Origin of the sequence: Alteromonas sp. KUL106, assembly GCF_009811415.1 — a bacterium.
In the GTDB taxonomy this organism is placed as follows: domain Bacteria; phylum Pseudomonadota; class Gammaproteobacteria; order Enterobacterales; family Alteromonadaceae; genus Alteromonas.
In genome coordinates this window covers 84,408-102,628 of record NZ_BLIG01000009.1, presented here as the reverse complement: position 1 = coordinate 102,628, position 18,221 = coordinate 84,408, and the positions used below count along the sequence as shown (strand labels likewise).

Annotated in this window: 16 protein-coding genes; 8 read left to right on the top strand and 8 right to left on the bottom strand. The window is 45.4% G+C overall.

Features of this window, described 5'->3' with window-relative positions; genetic code table 11:
* Window positions 1–38: 38 nt before the first annotated feature.
* Window positions 39–362 (bottom strand): hypothetical protein, encoded by a 324-nt coding sequence (locus GVO63_RS04415; protein ID WP_159578248.1) that lies wholly within the window; start codon window positions 360–362, stop codon window positions 39–41.
* 241 nt (window positions 363–603) lie between these two features.
* On the opposite strand from GVO63_RS04415, the gene GVO63_RS04410 reads away from it, so the two are divergent.
* Window positions 604–1,572 (top strand): integron integrase, encoded by a 969-nt coding sequence (locus tag GVO63_RS04410; protein ID WP_061094137.1) that lies wholly within the window; start codon window positions 604–606, stop codon window positions 1,570–1,572.
* Between the two features lie 81 nt (window positions 1,573–1,653).
* Here the strand turns inward: GVO63_RS04410 and fadA are convergent, their stop codons facing one another.
* Together fadA and fadB are read right to left on the bottom strand one after the other, a co-directional pair.
* Window positions 1,654–2,817, bottom strand: a complete 1,164-nt coding sequence (fadA, locus tag GVO63_RS04405; protein WP_159490138.1) for an acetyl-CoA C-acyltransferase FadA — start codon at window positions 2,815–2,817, stop codon at window positions 1,654–1,656.
* Between the two features lie 18 nt (window positions 2,818–2,835).
* Complete coding sequence (gene fadB, locus GVO63_RS04400) at window positions 2,836–4,986, bottom strand: fatty acid oxidation complex subunit alpha FadB (protein WP_159578247.1); 2,151 nt, start codon at window positions 4,984–4,986, stop codon at window positions 2,836–2,838.
* A 496-nt stretch (window positions 4,987–5,482) separates the two neighbouring features.
* On the opposite strand from fadB, the gene GVO63_RS04395 reads away from it, so the two are divergent.
* The 3 genes from GVO63_RS04395 (at window position 5,483) to GVO63_RS04385 (ending at window position 10,021) form a co-directional block, all read left to right on the top strand.
* Entirely contained in the window at window positions 5,483–7,546 is a 2,064-nt protein-coding gene (locus tag GVO63_RS04395; RefSeq protein WP_159578246.1) for a transglycosylase SLT domain-containing protein, read from the top strand.
* A gap of 128 nt (window positions 7,547–7,674) precedes the next feature.
* Entirely contained in the window at window positions 7,675–9,006 is a 1,332-nt protein-coding gene (gene pepQ / locus GVO63_RS04390) for a Xaa-Pro dipeptidase (RefSeq protein WP_159490144.1), read from the top strand.
* Between the two features lie 298 nt (window positions 9,007–9,304).
* A complete protein-coding gene (locus GVO63_RS04385) occupies window positions 9,305–10,021 on the top strand; it encodes a ZIP family metal transporter (RefSeq protein ID WP_159578245.1) in 717 nt (238 codons plus the stop codon).
* Between the two features lie 234 nt (window positions 10,022–10,255).
* Here GVO63_RS04385 and ispB read toward each other — a convergent pair whose 3' ends face one another.
* Window positions 10,256–11,230 (bottom strand): octaprenyl diphosphate synthase, encoded by a 975-nt coding sequence (gene ispB, locus GVO63_RS04380; protein ID WP_159490148.1) that lies wholly within the window; start codon window positions 11,228–11,230, stop codon window positions 10,256–10,258.
* An 845-nt stretch (window positions 11,231–12,075) separates the two neighbouring features.
* Between ispB and rplU the strand changes: the two genes are divergently transcribed.
* The 4 genes from rplU to folA all read left to right on the top strand — a co-directional run bounded on the left by rplU (window position 12,076) and on the right by folA (window position 14,895).
* The gene (gene rplU / locus GVO63_RS04375; RefSeq protein ID WP_131095114.1) at window positions 12,076–12,387 is read left to right on the top strand and encodes a 50S ribosomal protein L21; all 312 of its coding nucleotides are present in this window, start codon (window positions 12,076–12,078) and stop codon (window positions 12,385–12,387) included.
* Between the two features lie 15 nt (window positions 12,388–12,402).
* Window positions 12,403–12,660, top strand: a complete 258-nt coding sequence (gene rpmA, locus GVO63_RS04370; protein WP_012517170.1) for a 50S ribosomal protein L27 — start codon at window positions 12,403–12,405, stop codon at window positions 12,658–12,660.
* 249 nt (window positions 12,661–12,909) lie between these two features.
* Window positions 12,910–14,076, top strand: coding sequence for an Obg family GTPase CgtA (gene cgtA / locus GVO63_RS04365; RefSeq protein ID WP_159490151.1), 1,167 nt, complete (start codon window positions 12,910–12,912; stop codon window positions 14,074–14,076).
* 321 nt (window positions 14,077–14,397) lie between these two features.
* A complete protein-coding gene (gene folA, locus GVO63_RS04360; RefSeq protein ID WP_159578253.1) occupies window positions 14,398–14,895 on the top strand; it encodes a type 3 dihydrofolate reductase in 498 nt (165 codons plus the stop codon).
* Between the two features lie 118 nt (window positions 14,896–15,013).
* Here folA and rpoS read toward each other — a convergent pair whose 3' ends face one another.
* From rpoS to GVO63_RS04340, 4 genes are all read right to left on the bottom strand, one after another.
* The gene (rpoS, locus tag GVO63_RS04355) at window positions 15,014–16,006 is read right to left on the bottom strand and encodes an RNA polymerase sigma factor RpoS (protein ID WP_159490153.1); all 993 of its coding nucleotides are present in this window, start codon (window positions 16,004–16,006) and stop codon (window positions 15,014–15,016) included.
* A gap of 72 nt (window positions 16,007–16,078) precedes the next feature.
* Window positions 16,079–16,948 (bottom strand): peptidoglycan DD-metalloendopeptidase family protein, encoded by an 870-nt coding sequence (locus GVO63_RS04350; RefSeq protein ID WP_159578244.1) that lies wholly within the window; start codon window positions 16,946–16,948, stop codon window positions 16,079–16,081.
* A gap of 1 nt (window position 16,949) precedes the next feature.
* Window positions 16,950–17,528, bottom strand: coding sequence for a YqaA family protein (locus GVO63_RS04345; RefSeq protein ID WP_159578243.1), 579 nt, complete (start codon window positions 17,526–17,528; stop codon window positions 16,950–16,952).
* On the bottom strand, window positions 17,525–18,160 hold the full coding sequence (locus GVO63_RS04340; RefSeq protein ID WP_159490159.1) for a protein-L-isoaspartate(D-aspartate) O-methyltransferase: 636 nt from the start codon (window positions 18,158–18,160) through the stop codon (window positions 17,525–17,527). The genes GVO63_RS04345 and GVO63_RS04340 overlap by 4 nt, the downstream gene beginning before the upstream one ends.
* Between the last annotated feature and the right edge of the window lie 61 nt (window positions 18,161–18,221).

The window sequence follows — 18,221 nt, the reverse complement described above, 5'->3', positions numbered from 1 at the left end:
TAGTGAGCGTGTTGATTGGCTTGTTAGCCACGCTTTGCTTACGAAGCACTTTTTTGAAACTTAAGCATAGCTTTAACGACATTAACAATTGGCAATATCGAGAAGAGAACAAAAATAGCTATGTACAGCATAAGGTTTAAATAAGCTAAATAAGCCAACACCCCAACTAAGATCTGTACAGCACCAGATAATAAAAAGCTATTGCCTACGTATTTGCAGAAAGCAGGTAAGTCGGCAATTTTAGAAAAGTCGATGCCGTTAAGTACATCCGCTTTTTGCTTAAAGGTAAGTAAACAGCCAATGATTAAATATATAAAGCCGCTAAAGCAGGATATTAAAAGAATTAGAAAACCGGTATCCATGGAAAATCCTTTTTAGTGGCTAACAATTTAGTGTAAGGAAAAAATCCTTTATGCAAGGTGGATAATTTCCATATATCACATTTATAGTTTTATCACTTTCGCACGTAAATACAATTTCATCAATAACCTACACTTAGTATGTGAAAATACTGTACTTAAGTACGGAATCTTTCCTTTTTATTTTACGGGCGAGTCAAAAACCGCAATTCTGTATTTATTTACAGTAACTAAAATCAAAAAAATGAAATCAATGTTCATGCAAATGGTGATAGAGCATATGCACAACCGTCGCTATGCGAAGCGTTCGATAGAACTCTATAGCAAATGGATCATTAGCTTTATCCGCTTCAACAATAATAGGCATCCATCTGAAATGGGAGACAAAGAAGTTGAGGTGTTTCTATCTCACTTAGTTAACGCTAAAAACGTGGCTCCGGCCACTCAGGCTAGCGCACTAAATGCACTGGCGTTCTTGTATCGCGATATATTGGAAAGGCCACTGTCATGCGAACTCAATTTTGTTGCCAGCCGAAGGCAAGCTAAGCTTCCAGTTGTATTAACGCAGGAAGAGGTCGTTTCTCTTTTTGAGCAAATTCCTGCCAACCTAAAGTTACCAATATCTTTATTGTACGGAAGTGGTTTGCGGCTAATGGAAGCGGTAAGGCTACGAGTTAAAGACATCGATTTTGACTACAACGCTATTCGCATTTGGGATGGGAAAGGCGGTAAGCATCGCATTGTAACGTTGGCTGCAGAATTAAAACCGGGTCTTACACGACAAATCGCTATGGTAGAAAACTTCTTGGCGGCTGATTTAGAAAATCCAAAATACGCAGGCGTTTATCTACCTCACCGATTACGTTTGAAATACAAAAACGCGCCCAGAGAGTTAGGCTGGCATTATTTATTTCCCTCTTCTCGATTATCTGTCGACCCTGAAAGCAAAAAAGTGCGACGGCATCATATTGATGAATCGAGTATACAAAAAGCAATACGAAACACGGCAAAAACTTGTGATATTAAAAAGAAAGTTACGCCTCACACGCTTCGCCACTCTTTTGCAACCCATTTACTGCAATCGGGCGCTGATATTAGAACGGTGCAAACACAGTTAGGTCATTCAGACGTAAAGACCACACAAATTTATACTCACGTGCTTCAGCAGGGTGCGCAGGGTGTGGTAAGTCCTTTATCTCGTGTTTTGAAGTAATCTGAAAAGTAATTAAAGCCAACAAAAAAGGGCCCGAAGGCCCTTTTCAAAATTTAGCTTTAAAAGCGCTTATTTAAACGCTTATACACGTTCAAATACAGTAGCAATACCTTGGCCTAAACCAATACACATTGTCGCTAAGCCTAGGCTTACGTCTTGTGATTCCATTAGGTTGATAAGCGTACCCGAGATACGTGAACCAGAACAACCTAGCGGGTGACCAAGTGCAATAGCGCCACCGTTAAGATTAATCTTAGTATCTAGGTGGTCCATCCAACCTAGTTGTTTAATGCATGATAGTGCCTGTGCCGCGAACGCTTCGTTAAACTCAGCAAGTTCAATATCGTCCATAGTAAGGCCAGCGCGCTTAAGGGCTTTCTGTGTTGCTGGCACTGGGCCATAACCCATAATTGCCGCATCACAACCAGCCACTGCCATTGAGCGAATTTTCGCGCGCGGTGTTAGGCCTAGCTCTTTCGCACGGTCTGCTGACATCAGTAGCATCGCTGACGCACCGTCAGACAGCGCAGAAGACGTACCCGCAGTCACCGTACCGTTTACTGGATCAAACACAGGGCGAAGGGCCGCCATGCTCTCTACGGTGCTTTCTGGGCGAACTACTTCATCGTAGTCAATTAGCTTTAATACGCCGTTTGCATCGTGACCTTCAACAGGCACAATCTCGTTAGCCCAGCGGCCTTCAAGGTGTGCTTTGTGCGCTAGCTGGTGCGAACGTGCGCCAAATGCGTCTTGTTGCTCACGAGTAATGCCATTTTGACGGCCAAGTAGCTCGGCAGTCATCCCCATCATACCCGACGCTTTCGCCGTGTACTTAGCAAGTCCAGGGTGGAAGTCGATGTTGTAGTTCATCGGTACGTGACCCATGTGCTCAACACCACCAATCATGTAAATGTCACCGCGGCCGCTCATGATGCCGCTTGTTGCATCGTGAAGGGCTTGCATTGATGAACCACATAAACGGTTTACCGTTACCGCGCCAGTTGTGCGTGGAATTTGTGTGAGTAGTTGCGCGTTACGTGCAACGTTGAAGCCTTGTTCTTTAGTTTGCTGAACACAGCCCCAAATGATGTCTTCAATTTCCGCTGGATTTACGCCAGGGTTACGCTCTAGTAGCGCGGTCATTAGTGCTGCAGATAGGTCTTCTGCACGCACATTTCTGAAAACACCGTTTTTTGAACGACCCATAGGGGTACGTACGCAATCGATTACGACCACTTCTTTCATTAGTTTTTCCTCCGGGTCTTATGCGAAATAGGATTTACCAGAAGCGGCCATTTCACGAACGCCGTCTGAGATCTGATAAATTGGACCAAGTTCAGCGTACTTGTCTGCCATAGCAACAAAGTTCGCCAAGCCAATGGTTTCAATCCAACGGAAAATACCACCGCGGAATGGAGGGAAACCTAAGCCGTAAAGTAGCGCCATATCTGCTTCAGCTGCGCTATCTACAATACCTTCTTCTAGGCAGCGAATTGCTTCGTTTGCCATAGGGATCATAAGGCGTGCAATAATGTCGTCAGCTTCAAAGTCTGTCTTCTCAGCTACGTGTGGCGCCATTAGTGCGTATGCTTCTTCTGCAGGTGTCTTAGACGGCTTACCGCGCTTATCAACACCGTAGTTGTAGAAACCTTTACCGTTCTTCTGACCTAAACGCTGCTCTTTGTAGAACAGTGTTACAGGGTCGTTGTCTAGGCGAGCCATACGCTCTGGAATACCCGCTGCCATTACGTCTGCTGCGTGATCGCCCGTGTCGATACCCACAACGTCCATCAGGTACGCAGGGCCCATTGGCCAGCCGAAGATTTTTTCCATTACTTTATCAACGGCAACAAAGTCTGCGCCGTCGATAAGTAGCTTACTGAAGCCCGCAAAGTATGGGAACAATACGCGGTTTACCAAGAACCCCGGGCAGTCGTTAACCACAATGGGGGTTTTGCCCATTTTAAGGGTAGCGGCTACTACTGCATTAATGGTTTCTTCTGACGTTTTTTCGCCACGAATAATTTCAACTAGCGGCATGCGGTGCACTGGGTTAAAGAAGTGCATACCACAGAAGCGCTCAGGCTTGTCTAGGCTTTCAGCTAGTTGGTTGATAGAAATCGTAGAAGTGTTTGACGTGATGATAGCGTCGTCAGCTACATTGTCTTCTACTTCTTTAAGCACAATACCTTTTACTTTCGGGTTTTCTACCACCGCTTCAATCACAAGGTCTGCATCTTTAAGTGTGCTGTACTCAAGAGTAGGCGTGATAGCGTTAAGTGTTTGCGCCATTTTAGTCGCATCAACTTTACCGCGCTGCATGCCTTTACCAAGAATTTTTGCTGCTTCTGAAAGGCCAAGGTCTAGTGCACCTTGGTTAATGTCTTTCATGATTACCGGTGTACCTTTCACAGCGCTTTGGTATGCAATACCGCCACCCATGATGCCTGCACCTAGTACAGCGTTCAGCTTAGATTGCTTAGTGGCAGCTTTCGCTTGCTTTTTACCTTTGCTCTTAACTAGCTGGTCGGCAAGGAAAATACCAATTTGTGCTTTCGCAGCGTCGGTTTTCGCAAGCGCTACAAAGCCTTCGTTTTCAAGCTTAAGTGCGCCGTCACGGTCAAGGCCCGCTGCTTTTTGAACAGTCTCAACCATTTTGTGTGGTGCTGGATAATGTTTGCCAGCTTGTGCAAATACCATCGCTTGGGCAGTTGAGAAGCTCATCATGGCTTCGTTTTTGTTTAGCTGTAGTGGGGCTTTTTTAACCGCACGACGTGCTTGCCAATCAAACTTGCCTTCTGCTGCGTCTTTCACCATTGAAAGTGCACCTTCAACTAGCGCTTCTGGTGCTACAACAGCATCTACTGCGCCTTCAGCAAGGGCTTTTGCGCCTTTTCTGTCGCGGCCAGTGGTCATCCACTCAAGGGCATTATCTGCACCAATTAGACGTGGCAGACGAACCGTACCACCAAAACCAGGCATAAGACCTAGTTTAACTTCTGGCAAACCAATTGAAGCCGTGGTGTCTGCAATACGCATGTCACACGCCAATGCCATTTCACAGCCGCCGCCTAGCGCAAAGCCGTTTACTGCAGCAATAGTCGGGAAAGGTAGGTCTTCAAAGCGGTCGAATACTTGTGACGTATTGGCAACCCAGTTTAGTACTTCTGCGTCGTCCATGGCGAATAGGCCAGTGAACTCTGTGATATCAGCGCCTACAATAAAAGCAGGTTTCGCGCTACGAACTACTAAGCCTTTTACGTCGCCTTTGGCAAGTAGGGCTTGGGTTGCTTCGTCAAGTTCGCTCACGGTTTGGCGGTCGAACTTGTTTACTGAACCTTCGGCGTCGAATACCAGCTCAGCAAAGCCGTCATCTAACAGGCTGACGGAAAGACTTTTGCCTGTGTATATCATTATCATCTCCTTCGGCATTGGCCAGGATGTTAGTGAACTAATCCAACTAATTTGTAGGGTCGTATGCATTCACTAACGCGTTAGGGTGGCTAGATTCTTTACAAAGCCACACAAAATTTCAACAAAAAATCAAACAAGCGTTTCAATTTGTCTAAGGTAGTGGTCCGATGACTTAAATTCAAGTGTAAATATCGAATTCAAGCTTCATTTCGGCATTGGTGGTTGTATAATGAGCGTTATTGGCACAAAGCGCCAATCCAGCAAAAGAATAATCTACAATCACGTCAACTATGTGTGTAAAGCATAGCTAACGACAGCTGGCACAACATCTTCTTTGGCAAGGAGCCAGACTGAACGTTTTCTCTTCGTTTATCAAAAAAACGTAGTGGGTCAGTCGCAATGCTGCTTTTTCAGCAACATTTTACAATCCGCTCGATTCGGCAAAGTTGCCAGCGCTTATAAGCGTTCGAGTGTAGAACAGGGTAGGAGTTCTATTGTGTCTGGTTTTTATTTTAGTTCGTTGTTAACTCTGCGCTCGCTGGCGAAAAACAAGAAGTTGTTTGCCACTGCTGTGGGGGCATTGTTTTTTTCGTTCTCTTCATTTATTTCTTTAAGCGCATGGGCGGGTCAGCCGCTAACGTTACCCAATGATATTTTCGAACAAGATCGCGCTCGTTACCTTGAAGTTGAAAATAAGCTCTTAACGTATTCAAAACGCAGCGTTCAGCATCTCGATAATGACATTTATGAACTAGCGCATTACCCGCTTTATCCTTACTTACTTAGGCTTAAGCTAGAACGCACGATGTCAATAAGAACAAAGCGCGAAGTAAGGCAGTTTTTAGAAGACTTTGACGGCCAGCCAGTAAGCTATGGTGTCCGTTACAAATGGCTTAACTATCTGGCTAAAAATCATTACCGCAGCACGTTTTTAGATAATTATCGGCCCGGTATGGGCGCAAGGCTGACCTGTATTGCCCTGAATTACCGTTTAAAAGAGGGTGAAAGCGAGAAAGACGTATTGCGTGAAGTCGACGCCCTATGGCTTCACGGGCAGTCCCAACCCGATGAATGCGACCCACTTTTTGCCAAATGGAAAAAGGCGGGCATGATGACACCAGAAATGGTGATAAAACGCATTGAAATTGCTGCGAAAGAAGATAATCGAAGCATTATTTCTTATCTAAAACGACAACTCCCCAACGATAAGCAATACCTTGCAGATGCGTGGCTTTCAGTAACCCGAGACGCCGCACGAGTGAATAAAACAGCGCTCTTCCCGTTTAAAAATGTATCGCATGAGGCTGAAGTCATTGTATGGGCGGTAGAAAAACTTGCGTGGCGAAACCCCGACCTAGCGGGCACAGTGTTCAACCGCTATAACGAGAAGAAATTATTTTCTAACGCGCAGCAGCATGAAATGCGACGAGCAATAGCGCTTAGCTATACGCTAGATCGCCTGCCACAAGCGCATCATTGGCTTGAACTTGCTGATGTAGAAGGGGCCAATGAAGATGTAAAGCTTTGGCATATCTCTCATCTGCTGCGTACGAAAAAATGGCAAGAAGTGGTTAATGTCATTGATAGTGCGCCAGCGAGTCTGCAGCAAGAGGAAAATTACCGCTATTGGAAAGCCCGTGCTCTGGAGGCTCTAGGGCAAACCATGCAGGCTACTGTACTTTATAAAGAGCTCGCTCAAGAACGTCATTACTATGGTTTTATGGCAAGTGCGCATATCGGTGAAATTCCGTCCCTTGCTCATACGCCAGCGCCAAGAGATACGGCGGCTATCGCCAGCGTGGCTAAAACGCCCGCTACTATGCGCGCCGTTGAGTTTTTCAGGTTAGACAGAACCACAGAAGCCCGCCGAGAGTGGTTTTATCTACTGTCTCATCTACCAGAGTCTAAAGTCACGGATGCGGGGGTTTTGGCTTATGAATGGGGCTTGTATGATCAGGCTATTACCAGTTTTGCGCGAAGCGGCTATTGGGATGATGTAGAGCGTCGATTCCCGCTGGCTTTTAACGATGTATTCAGTGAAAAATCGCAGGCCTACAGCATTTCGAAGTCGCTGGCGATGGCTATAGCACGCCGTGAAAGCTCGTTTAGAAGTGATGCTGTTTCTTCCGTAGGCGCAGCAGGACTGATGCAGCTAATGCCGGGAACAGCGCGATACGTTGCGAAGGAAAAAGTCAGTCGCAGTACGCTTTTTCAGGTCGACGAAAACGTAGAGTACGGCGTGCAATATCTTCGTTATTTGATGGACAAACTTAATAATAATCCTGTACTGGTTTCTGCTTCATATAATGCAGGCTGGCGCAAAGTGTTAGAGTGGCTACCGGCGAACGAATCATTGCCCGTGGATATTTGGATTGAGAATATTCCCTACAAAGAAACCCGCGCTTATGTAAAGGCAGTAATGGCATATCAGCATATTTACGACCAGCAGTTAGGTGGAAACGAGAATATCTTCCCTCAACTTACCCGCGATATGATCCCATCGGCAGACGCGGTAAGTACACATCCGGTAACAGGTACACTGCAGTTAGCGCCACGTTAGTGAATTCCGTTGGCGTGTGTAGACGCGCCTTAGCGTAAATGAGAGCGTATCGGTCTGAGGCAGCATGCATGTCATGCTGGCCTCGTGTTACACTCGCGGACCTAACGACTAAAAAGAAAAGAGGGGCTATGTCACAACATCAAGCAACCTACCAACAGCATATTGAAGAGCTTCAAGCTCGCACTCGCGAGGCATTACAGCGAGAAGGACTAGACGGATTAGTTATTCATTCAGGGCAGGGAAAACGCCTTTTTTTAGACGATAATCACTATCCATTTAAGGTGAACCCGCAATTCAAGGCATGGGTGCCCGTTATTGATAACCCTAACTGTTGGCTAGTGGTTAACGGTGTCGACAAACCTACGCTTATTTTCTACCGCCCAGAAGATTTCTGGCATAAAGTGCCGCCAGAACCCAATGACTTCTGGACTGACAGCTTCGAAATAAAGCTACTTCAGCAGGCCGATGCGGTTGAGAAGTTTCTACCTTATGACAAAAGCCGCTTTGCCTATGTAGGTGAATATATCGAAGTGGCGAAAGCGCTGGGCTTTGATAACGTAAACCCAGATCGCGTGTTGCACTATTTGCACTACCAACGTGCTTACAAAACCGACTATGAACTAGATTGCATGCGACAAGCCAATAAACTAGCGGTCGCTGGCCACAAGGCAGCTGAGCAAGCATTTCGTGAAGGCAAAAGTGAATTTGATATTAACCAAGCGTATGCCTCTGCATGTCGACAAGGCGATAATGACGTGCCTTACACCAGCATTGTGGCACTTAACGAGCATGCGTCAATTTTGCATTACATGCACTGTGATACCGTAGCACCTAAAGAGTCGCGCTCGTTTTTGATTGATGCGGGTGCGAATTATCATGGCTATGCGGCGGATATTACGCGTACTTACGCTCAACACTCTGTTCAAAATTCAGAAATGTTCCGCGACCTCATTCAAGCAGTAGATAAAGTTACACTGACGTTAGTCGATTCGTTAAAGCCAGGTGTGGCCTATACAGACATTCATTTGTTGGCGCATGATGGCATAGCGCAAATTCTTCATGACACCGGTATGGTAAATCTAACGCCACCAGAGATTGTTGAAACGGGGATTACTCGTACTTTCTTCCCGCACGGCATTGGTCATTTCTTGGGGTTACAGGTGCACGATGTCGGTGGGCTGGTCAATGATGACCGAGGCACGCCTAAGCCTGCTCCTGACGATCATCCATTCTTGCGCTGTACGCGGATGGTAGAAGCCCGTCAGGTGTTTACGATTGAACCTGGCCTTTATTTTATCGACAGCCTGTTACGAGACCTCAAGGCGACGCCTTCGTCTAAGTACATTAATTGGAATACCGTTGACGCATACAGGCCGTTTGGTGGAATTCGCATTGAAGACAATGTCATTGTTCATCGCGACAAAAATGAGAATATGACCCGAGATTTAGATTTAAATTAATCGGGCGATCCTTGGATGTAGTTAAGCGAAAATACAACTTTATCGCGATGTAAAAGAGCAGCTTAAAGCTGCTCTTTTTCGTTAAGCTCGATACACTTGATAACCGATAACCGATAACCGGAAGCGGGTATCGGTGACAACATCGTCAAATGAAAAGCTGAAAGGTGCAGCCCGTGCTGAACGGGTTCTTTCCCAAAAGTTGGTTGATGGTTATCGTAAATTTTGTTCTTTGTGTGAACCATTGATGTTGTGTGAAGTAACCAACAAGATAAAGTACAAACAGTAGAAAGGAGTCTGTATGCCTCAAGGCGACATAATAGGGTTAGTGATAATGGCAACCGTGGCGGGCCTTGCCATGCCTGCGGGCGCTATCTTTGCAACCTACCAAGGTATTCAACCTAAGTGGTTAGAAAAAGAGTTGCGCCACGGCATTCTTGCCCTGGGGGCAGGGGCACTCATATCCGCGGTGGGCCTTGTGCTCGTGCCTGAAGGCATAAAAGACGTATCGGTTTATACTGCCATATTATGCTTTGTAGGTGGTGCCCTGGCTTTTATGGCGCTTGATATTTACTTAGCGAAAAAGAAAACTGCGGGCAGCCAGTTAGCCGCCATGCTGAGCGATTTTGTGCCTGAGTCTATTGCCCTAGGTACTACAGCTGCATTAGGTGGAGGCACCATGTTGTTAGGCTTGCTAATTGCGGTGCAAAATTTACCTGAAGGGTTTAATGCGTATCGAGAAATGCTGCCTAAAAACAAACGTCGTAGTACCAAGCTCATAATGATTTTTGTGCTAATGGCACTACTGGGCCCCCTGTTTAGCTTGCTAGGGTTTTACTATCTGGCACAGTTTCCTGTCATCATGAGCGGTATTATGCTGTTTGCCGCTGGTGGTATTCTGTATTCGGTGTTTCAGGATATTGCGCCGCAAATCCGAATGGAGAACCACTGGCTTCCACCCCTTGGTGGTATTCTTGGTTTCTTAGTCGGCATGGTCGGCTTTATGCTCGAAGGGTAGGGGATTAACACTGCGCCAATATTCACTCTGCTCAATAGGCTAATTAACGCAAAAGCTATTTTACTAAAACCGCTCGTAAAGGCAGAAAGGAAAGGGCGGTAAAAAGAGGAAGCTGACTACTTTTGCTTTGTTCCCGCTATGAGTAAAACACACCGATTTCAAGTATCAGGGCTTTGACTAATAAAAAAGGCGTGTTGGTTACGCAACACGCCTTCTTATTAAACTTGTCAATCACTAACTTGTACGTTCAATGGAAATGTACGCCAGGGCAATGAGCGCCTCTTTGTACTCTGAGTCATCGATAATACTTAAACTTTCAATGGCCATTTGCACTTCTTTTTGCGCACATTCTCGCGTGTAATCTAACGCGCCAGTCTCTTCCATAATCCCCTGAATACGCGTTAAATGCGGAAGGCCGTTACTTTGTTCAATGGCTTCCTGAATAAGCGCTTTATCGTCGTCATTTTTAGCGTGCCACATAGCGTAGAGTAGTGGGAGCGTAGGCTTGCCTTCGGCTAAATCGTCGCCTGCATTTTTGCCCATTTCTTCGCTATCCGCCATATAATCAAGAATATCGTCAGCAAGTTGAAAGGCCGTACCTAGGTGCTTACCGTATTCTTGCATAGCCTGTTCAATATGCTCATTCTGGTCGGTGAGCACGGCCGCCAACTGCGTTGCAGCTTCAAACAAGCGGGCCGTTTTACCGTAGATAACATCGAAGTAACGTGCTTCTGTTGTGCTCGCGTCGTTACAGTTCATCAACTGCAATACTTCGCCTTCGGCAATCTGATTTGTCGCTTCCGACAGTATTTCCATTACGCGCATGCGTTTAAGGCTTACCATCATCTGGAAAGAGCGGGTATAAAGAAAATCACCAACAAGAACGGATGCTTGGTTCCCAAAAATGGCATTGGCCGTTTCACGTCCTCTTCGCATAGTCGACTCATCAACCACGTCGTCGTGCAAAAGAGTCGCGGTATGAATAAATTCAACTATCGCCGCGAGGGTATGGTGGTCGTTGTTTTCAATGCCCATTGCCCGCGCACTTAACACGGTAAGAAGTGGGCGCAAGCGTTTGCCGCCACTGTTTACAATGTAAAAACCAAGCTGATTGATAAGGGCAACATCAGAGTCGACTTGTTGTTGTATCAGCTGATTGACCGCCTGCATATCGTCATTAGACAGGGCGCGGATTTGATCTATATCCATAGGCATGGCAATAAATACTTACTCTTACGTCTTGGGCAATTGTTGCTGGCGATTGTACCTTAATCATCCGTACTATCCACCAAATTGTCTTAAAAAATGACGGCTTAACGCATTTATGTGTAATTCTTCAAATACGGTTTAACCTGATTCGAATTCAACGGGGGTAGTATTCTCTACTGAAACTCCTTTTTTATTCCGCCGTTTTCTTATGCATGGCAACAAAATCATGTGGCCACGTGTAGTTACCTGCAATTATAGGCACTCTTGCTAAATATTTCTTCCAAAGCGTTATTTTTTCACCTTTTAACAATGAAATTGATGCGCCTGCTGATAATGGAAATGGTCGATTAGATGGGGTGAATAAGCACGAATAAACGTGGATCGCAGCAAAAGAAGAGATAGCGTTGAAAAGATCTGTATAGGCGATCTCACAGGAAGTATCATAGCGTAGCTCAAAAGCTTGCCCACAGGTAAGCCTCGCAACAGACCTAACCAGGCTGTGCGCGTTTGATCATTCATCGATCGTAACGGGCGGGTGCGATCCCTTTTTGGTGGATCGTTACCAAAAACTTAAAGTCTTTGGTGAAAATAATCCTGAAATATAAGCCCATTTTCACTTCCCATTGTTTCTACTTTTTTACTGTTTCATGAAAAAAATTGCCATTTTTTAGTGCTTTTTGGGCATTTGAAGCTGCATCAAATAAGCAATTGGGGCATAATTCACCCATGTTGGAAAAATAATCTATTTTTCTGCGAATCGGGGTTGTGATTTACGGATGTTTCACGTACAATTCGCGCCCTGTTTTTTGAATTGAAGCGTCAGTGGACGCAGAGCGGAGTTAACTATGTACGCGGTTTTCCAAAGTGGCGGTAAACAACACCGTGTGGCCGAAGGCCAAACCGTTCGTCTTGAAAAAATCGAAGTAGCCCCAGGCGAAACGGTTGAATTTGACAAAGTTTTAATGGTAAGCAACGGTGACGACGTAAAAATCGGCACACCAATCGTTGCTGGTGGTAAGGTGACTGCTGAGGTTGTTACACACGGTCGTGGCGATAAAGTAAAAATCGTTAAGTTCCGTCGTCGTAAGCACCATCGTAAGCAAGCTGGTCACCGTCAGTGGTTCACAGAAGTGAAAATCACTGGTATCAACGCATAATAGGAGCACGAACACATGGCACACAAAAAAGCTGGTGGTAGTACCAAAAACGGTCGTGATTCAGAGAGTAAACGCCTAGGTGTTAAGCGCTTTGGTGGCGAATCTGTTCTTGCTGGTAACATCATTGTTCGTCAACGTGGTACTCGTTTCCACGCTGGTGACAACATGGGTATCGGCAAAGACCACACGTTGTTTGCACTAAAAGACGGTAAAGTTCAGTTCGACGTTAAAGGACCGAAGAACCGTAAATTTGTGAGCATCGTAGCTGAGTAAGCGCGAAAGCTTCTCGCCGAACAGGCTTAGAAAAACCCCGCGCTTGCGGGGTTTTTTGTTTTGAGGAACCTTGTCAGCTATTTAATGGCGATTCATTAAATACCTAATGAACTTGAAGTTAGACAAGGTATCACCTCTCGATTTTGAAAATACTAGATAGACACAAAAGCGCCTTTAGGCATTTTGGTGTAAACTTAGTACTCGCATTATTAAGTTAATAACCCACGGCTTAAAAGCCCGGAGTGATAAATGAAATTTGTAGATGAAGCTGAAATTCGCGTTGAAGCCGGCGACGGCGGCAACGGTACCATTGGCTTTAGAAGGGAAAAATACGTACCTAAAGGTGGCCCAGACGGTGGCGACGGTGGTGACGGCGGCAGTGTTTTTTTACAAGCCGATGAAAACCTGAATACATTGATTGATTATCGCTTTGAGCGCTTTCACCGCGCAGAACGCGGCCAGAACGGCCAAGGCGGCAACTGTATTGGTAAGAAAGGTAAAGACCTCACCGTGATGGTACCAGTTGGTACGCGCGCCACCGACAGCGACACCGGTGAAGTGCTAGGGGACTTAACTCGTCATGGCCAAAAGCTTAAAGTAGCCCAAGGTGGTTTTCACGGTTTAGGTAACGCGCGTTTTAAAAGCAGTACGAATCGTGCACCCCGTCAGAAAACCAACGGTACGCCAGGTGAAATCCGTAACCTGAAGTTAGAGCTTATGCTTCTGGCAGATGTGGGTCTACTTGGTATGCCAAACGCGGGTAAGTCAACCTTCATTCGCTCCGTGTCGGCAGCTAAGCCTAAAGTGGCTGACTATCCGTTTACCACCTTGGTGCCCAACCTTGGTGTTGTTCGTCAAGACTCACAGCGAAGCTTCGTGGTAGCCGATATCCCTGGTCTTATTGAGGGTGCTGCCGATGGTGCTGGCTTAGGTATACGCTTTTTGAAACACTTAGAGCGATGTCGCATCCTTCTTCATGTTGTAGATATTTTTCCTGTTGATGAAACAGATCCAGCGGAAAATGCTAAAGCCATTATTGAAGAGCTAGAAAAATATAGCCCTAAATTGGCGGAAAAGCCCCGTTGGCTGGTATTCAATAAAGTCGATTTGCTGCTTGAAGAAGAAGCGGAAGAGCGCTGCCAACAGGTTGTTGATGCACTAGATTGGAAAGGCCCTGTGTATCAGATCTCAGCGTTCCAAAAGATAAACCTAGATCCGCTTTGTAACGACGTGATGAACTTTATTGAAACTCTTCCGCCTGAAATGGAAGCGCAGGAAGAGAAAAAAGAAGTAGAATTTAAGTGGGATACATACCATAAGAACACTCTGGAAGCCCATGATGAGTTCGAAGACGACTTAGATGACGACGACTGGGACGAAGACGATTACGATGTCGAAGTTGAGTATCGTCGCTGAGAAACAGTCGCTGAGAACCAGTCGCTGAGAAACAGTTATTGGAAACTCAACATTGAGTATACGCTGTTTCTAAGGCATTGCTGAAAGGCTCTCAATATTTTTTGTGAAAGCACAACGTGAGTTGTGCTTTTTCGTTTTTAAGGGCAAAGGTAATGAAGCTAGGAAACTTGCCAGCGCCTTCTGAGTAGACAATTATCTATGCGGATTGGTTTGACTTAAGTAATAGAGGTGCATTGTGTTTAGTTTCTTGACGCTATGGTTGCTACAAATAATGTATTATACGAAGTAGAAACTTAAGGGGTTAAGATGATGAAAATAGCAATGATAGCCGCTATGGCGAAAAACCGAATAATTGGTGCAGATAACGATATGCCGTGGCATTTACCGGCCGATTTAAAGCACTTTAAAGCTGTAACTCTCGGGAAGGCTGTCATCATGGGGCGCAAAACTTACGAGTCTATTGGCAGAGCACTTCCCGGGAGGCCAAATATTGTTATTACTAGCAATAAAGACTACAGCTTATCTGACGCTACGGTTGTTGATTCGCCCGAGTCAGCTTTCGAAGTAGCAAAAGCGTTAAGCAATCAAAGTGATGAGATAATGATTATAGGGGGCGGCACTATTTATCAATCATTTTTAGAGAAAGCCGACACGCTATATCTTACCCATATCGACCTAGCCGTTGAAGGAGATACCCAGTTCCCAGATTACGAGGCAGCAGCAACTTGGACGGAAGTGTCGCGGGAATCACATAGTCCGGATGAAAAAAACGCGCATGCTTACACGTTTGTGACGCTTGTGAAAAATGAGAAAAAATGAAATAGCGCGAAAGGCGTGCTACGTCATTCCCTAAAATAAAAAATGCCAGTGTCGCGGTACTCAATTAAGGGCATCACGACACTGGCATCTTAGTCTTACTTTACAACGTGTACAGAAGCTACTTCATTTGGTCGAACAAGTTTTCCAATGAAAGACCTTGATGACCCAGCATATCGCGAAGACGACGAAGTGCTTCAACTTGAATTTGACGAACACGCTCACGTGTTAAGCCAATTTCTGCACCAACATCTTCAAGTGTTGAAGGTTCATATCCCATAAGACCAAAACGTCGCGCAAGAACTTCACGCTGTTTTGGGTTGAGTTCTTCAAGCCAGGTTACAATATTACTTTTGATGTCCGAGTCCTGTAAGCTCTCTTCAGGGCTGAACTCTCTTTCATCAGCAATAATGTCTAGCAATGCTTTATCGTTCTCTCCACCAATTGGTGTATCGACTGAAGTGATGCGTTCATTTAGGCGCAGCATCTTTGTAACGTCTTCAACAGGCTTATCCAGCGCTGCTGCAATTTCTTCTGCAGTTGGCTCATGGTCAAGTTGTTGAGAAAGTTCACGTGAGGCACGTAAATAAACATTTAACTCTTTAACGACATGAATTGGCAAACGGATTGTTCGTGTTTGATTCATGATGGCACGCTCTATGGTTTGGCGTATCCACCATGTTGCATACGTTGAAAAGCGAAAACCCCGTTCAGGATCGAACTTTTCAACTGCACGAATTAAACCCAAGTTCCCTTCTTCAATTAAATCGAGAAGTGCTAAACCACGGTTGTTATAACGGCGAGCAATCTTAACGACAAGGCGAAGGTTGCTTACTATCATTCGTTTGCGAGAGGCTTCACAGCCTTTCAGGGAGCGGCGCGCAAAATAAACTTCTTCTTCTGCGGTGAGCAGTGGTGAAAAACCAATCTCTCCTAGATAAAGCTGTGTGGCATCTAGGTTTTTAGGTTGGTCATCCTGACTAAAAATGGCTTCGTCATTTTCTAGGTCAGCGTCGTTGGTTAAGGTTTCGTCAGCCTTCATATCGGCTGGCATATCGATGACATCTAAGTCATCTTGCGGTTTTGATTCTAAGGCTTTGTTTGACTTACCCATGGTGAATCTCCTGCTACAAGGTTTACCTTATGACGTTTCTCCTTTGTCTTTTATTATTATTATTTATTTTTATTATTTTAATGTTGGCAGGTATTTCATCGGGTCTAATGATTTCCCTCTATACCTAACTTCAAAGTGAAGCCTTACCGAGTCTGTTCCGCTGTTTCCCATCGTTGCAATCTGCTGCCCCGCTGACACCCATTCTCGTTCTTTCACTAAAATAGTGTCATTGTAAGCGTAGGCACTTAGAAAGGTTTCGGTATGCTTTATAATAACTAGGTTACCGTAACCGCGAAGTGCATTGCCTGAGTAAACAACTTTTCCATCTGCTGCTGCTAAGACTTTACTGCCTCTAGCACCAGCGATATCAATACCTTTGTTACCTGACTCCGACTGACTAAAGGTATCGACAACCTTACCTTTTGCGGGCCATACCCACTTCGCTACCCTGTCTGGAAAGTTCGTCGGCGCTTGTTTTTTGACGCTTAGTGACGGATTGTTGACAGACTTAACGTTTTGTGGTTTAACATTTTTTTCACTTTTACGATACGCCTGTGATGCAGGGCGGTCAACCAAACTTTTGTCTACACGTGTTGTGGTCGGAGGTGTTGACTGATTGGTCTTGTGTTCCTTTGTTTTAGGGGGGGAGAGAGTATTACGAGTGGGTAGAAGCCTTAGAACTTGCCCTGGGTAAATAGTGTAAGGAGCTGATAAGTCGTTATATTTTGCAATATCTTGATAATCGTTCCCTGTGTACCAAGCCACAGCAAATAGGGTGTCTCCACGTTGCACTTTATAGGTTGGTTGAGTGTACTCCTCATTGCCATCAATAACTTGACTGTTTAAGAGAACAACGGGGGCAGGTGCTGTGCGGCCCGCACATCCTGCTAGCAATGCCCCGCTCAATAATCCCAACCCTAGATATAGCAGGTGCCTATGCATATCATCGCAATATCAAATAAGCTGCGATCGCAAGCGCAACGACAATCCAACCGAGCACTTCAACATACTGTCTTAGTTTTTGCTCCATGGCCGCGCCTCCCCAACGCATTAGCGCGGCGACTAGGAAAAAACGCGCCCCTCGGCCTATGGCCGATGCAAATACAAAGGGAAGAAACGCCATTTGCAAAAAACCAGCACTCACGGTAAAGATTTTATACGGAATGGGGGAAAAGCCTGCAAGAAAGACAACCCACACGCCGTAGTCTTTAAACCAATTCATGGCAGTATCGATTTTATGGGTATATCCCCAGCTCTCTATAAGGGGGGATAGCCATGCGTCAAAGGCAAAATAGCCTAGCCAGTAGCCTGCGATACCGCCTAATATAGATGCGATGGTCGTTATAAAGGCAAATTGCCAAGCCTTTTTAGGCTGGGATAACGCCATAGGTGCAAGCATAACATCAGGTGGAATAGGAAAGAAAACTGACTCTGAAAAGCTCAACCCACCTAAATACTTGGTTGCGTGACGATGTCTCGCCCAGCGTAATGCCATGTCATAACATGGCTCAAAAAGCTTCACATTAGCTCTCCTGCTACAAGAGGAACAAATCGAACCGATTCTATGGTCGATGTTTTCAGTTCCCCCTCAATCCTGTCGATACACAGTAACGATTGTTGCTCGTTACCTACGGGTATAATGAGCCGTCCACCTTCTTTCAACTGATCGCATAAATCTTGAGGAAGGGTTGCTGCAGCTGCTGTCACAATAATAGCGTCATAAGGCCCTTTCGATTCCCAGCCTTTCCAACCATCGCCGTGTTTCATTGCAATATTGTGAAGGTCGAGTTGATTCATTCGACGCTTCGCCTGAAACTGCAAAGACTTTATACGCTCAACACTGAATACTTTAGCAAAAAGCTGTGCGAGGATGGCCGTCTGATATCCGGAGCCTGTACCTATTTCCAATACCTTCTCTGGTTTATTTGGGCTATCAAGCAATAACTCTGTCATCTTCGCAACGATGTAAGGCTGCGAGATAGTTTGGCCTTGGCCTATCGGTAAAGCAGTATTTTGATAGGCCTTGTGTTTTAGCGCATCGGGGAGAAAGCTCTCCCGCGGCGTACCAGCAATGGCGTTTAACACTGCTTGTGAACGTATTCCCTCGTTATAAAGCAGTTGTGCTAACGCGTCTCCTTTTCTAGAAGCTCTCATGATGTTGCGTACTTTCCTTTATTTTTATTTACAGCTACGCGAGGTATGAATTATTGCGCGC

Bases quoted from the DNA above. Each gene is read 5' to 3' on its own strand.
- GVO63_RS04415 (WP_159578248.1), bottom strand. From the start codon at position 362: ATGGATACCGGTTTTCTAATTCTTTTAATATCCTGCTTTAGCGGCTTT.
- GVO63_RS04410 (WP_061094137.1), top strand. From the start codon at position 604: ATGAAATCAATGTTCATGCAAATGGTGATAGAGCATATGCACAACCGT.
- fadA (WP_159490138.1), bottom strand. From the start codon at position 2,817: ATGAAAGAAGTGGTCGTAATCGATTGCGTACGTACCCCTATGGGTCGT.
- fadB (WP_159578247.1), bottom strand. From the start codon at position 4,986: ATGATATACACAGGCAAAAGTCTTTCCGTCAGCCTGTTAGATGACGGC.
- pepQ (WP_159490144.1), top strand. From the start codon at position 7,675: ATGTCACAACATCAAGCAACCTACCAACAGCATATTGAAGAGCTTCAA.
- GVO63_RS04385 (WP_159578245.1), top strand. From the start codon at position 9,305: ATGCCTCAAGGCGACATAATAGGGTTAGTGATAATGGCAACCGTGGCG.
- ispB (WP_159490148.1), bottom strand. From the start codon at position 11,230: ATGGATATAGATCAAATCCGCGCCCTGTCTAATGACGATATGCAGGCG.
- rplU (WP_131095114.1), top strand. From the start codon at position 12,076: ATGTACGCGGTTTTCCAAAGTGGCGGTAAACAACACCGTGTGGCCGAA.
- rpmA (WP_012517170.1), top strand. From the start codon at position 12,403: ATGGCACACAAAAAAGCTGGTGGTAGTACCAAAAACGGTCGTGATTCA.
- cgtA (WP_159490151.1), top strand. From the start codon at position 12,910: ATGAAATTTGTAGATGAAGCTGAAATTCGCGTTGAAGCCGGCGACGGC.
- folA (WP_159578253.1), top strand. From the start codon at position 14,398: ATGATAGCCGCTATGGCGAAAAACCGAATAATTGGTGCAGATAACGAT.
- rpoS (WP_159490153.1), bottom strand. From the start codon at position 16,006: ATGGGTAAGTCAAACAAAGCCTTAGAATCAAAACCGCAAGATGACTTA.
- GVO63_RS04350 (WP_159578244.1), bottom strand. From the start codon at position 16,948: ATGCATAGGCACCTGCTATATCTAGGGTTGGGATTATTGAGCGGGGCA.
- GVO63_RS04340 (WP_159490159.1), bottom strand. From the start codon at position 18,160: ATGAGAGCTTCTAGAAAAGGAGACGCGTTAGCACAACTGCTTTATAAC.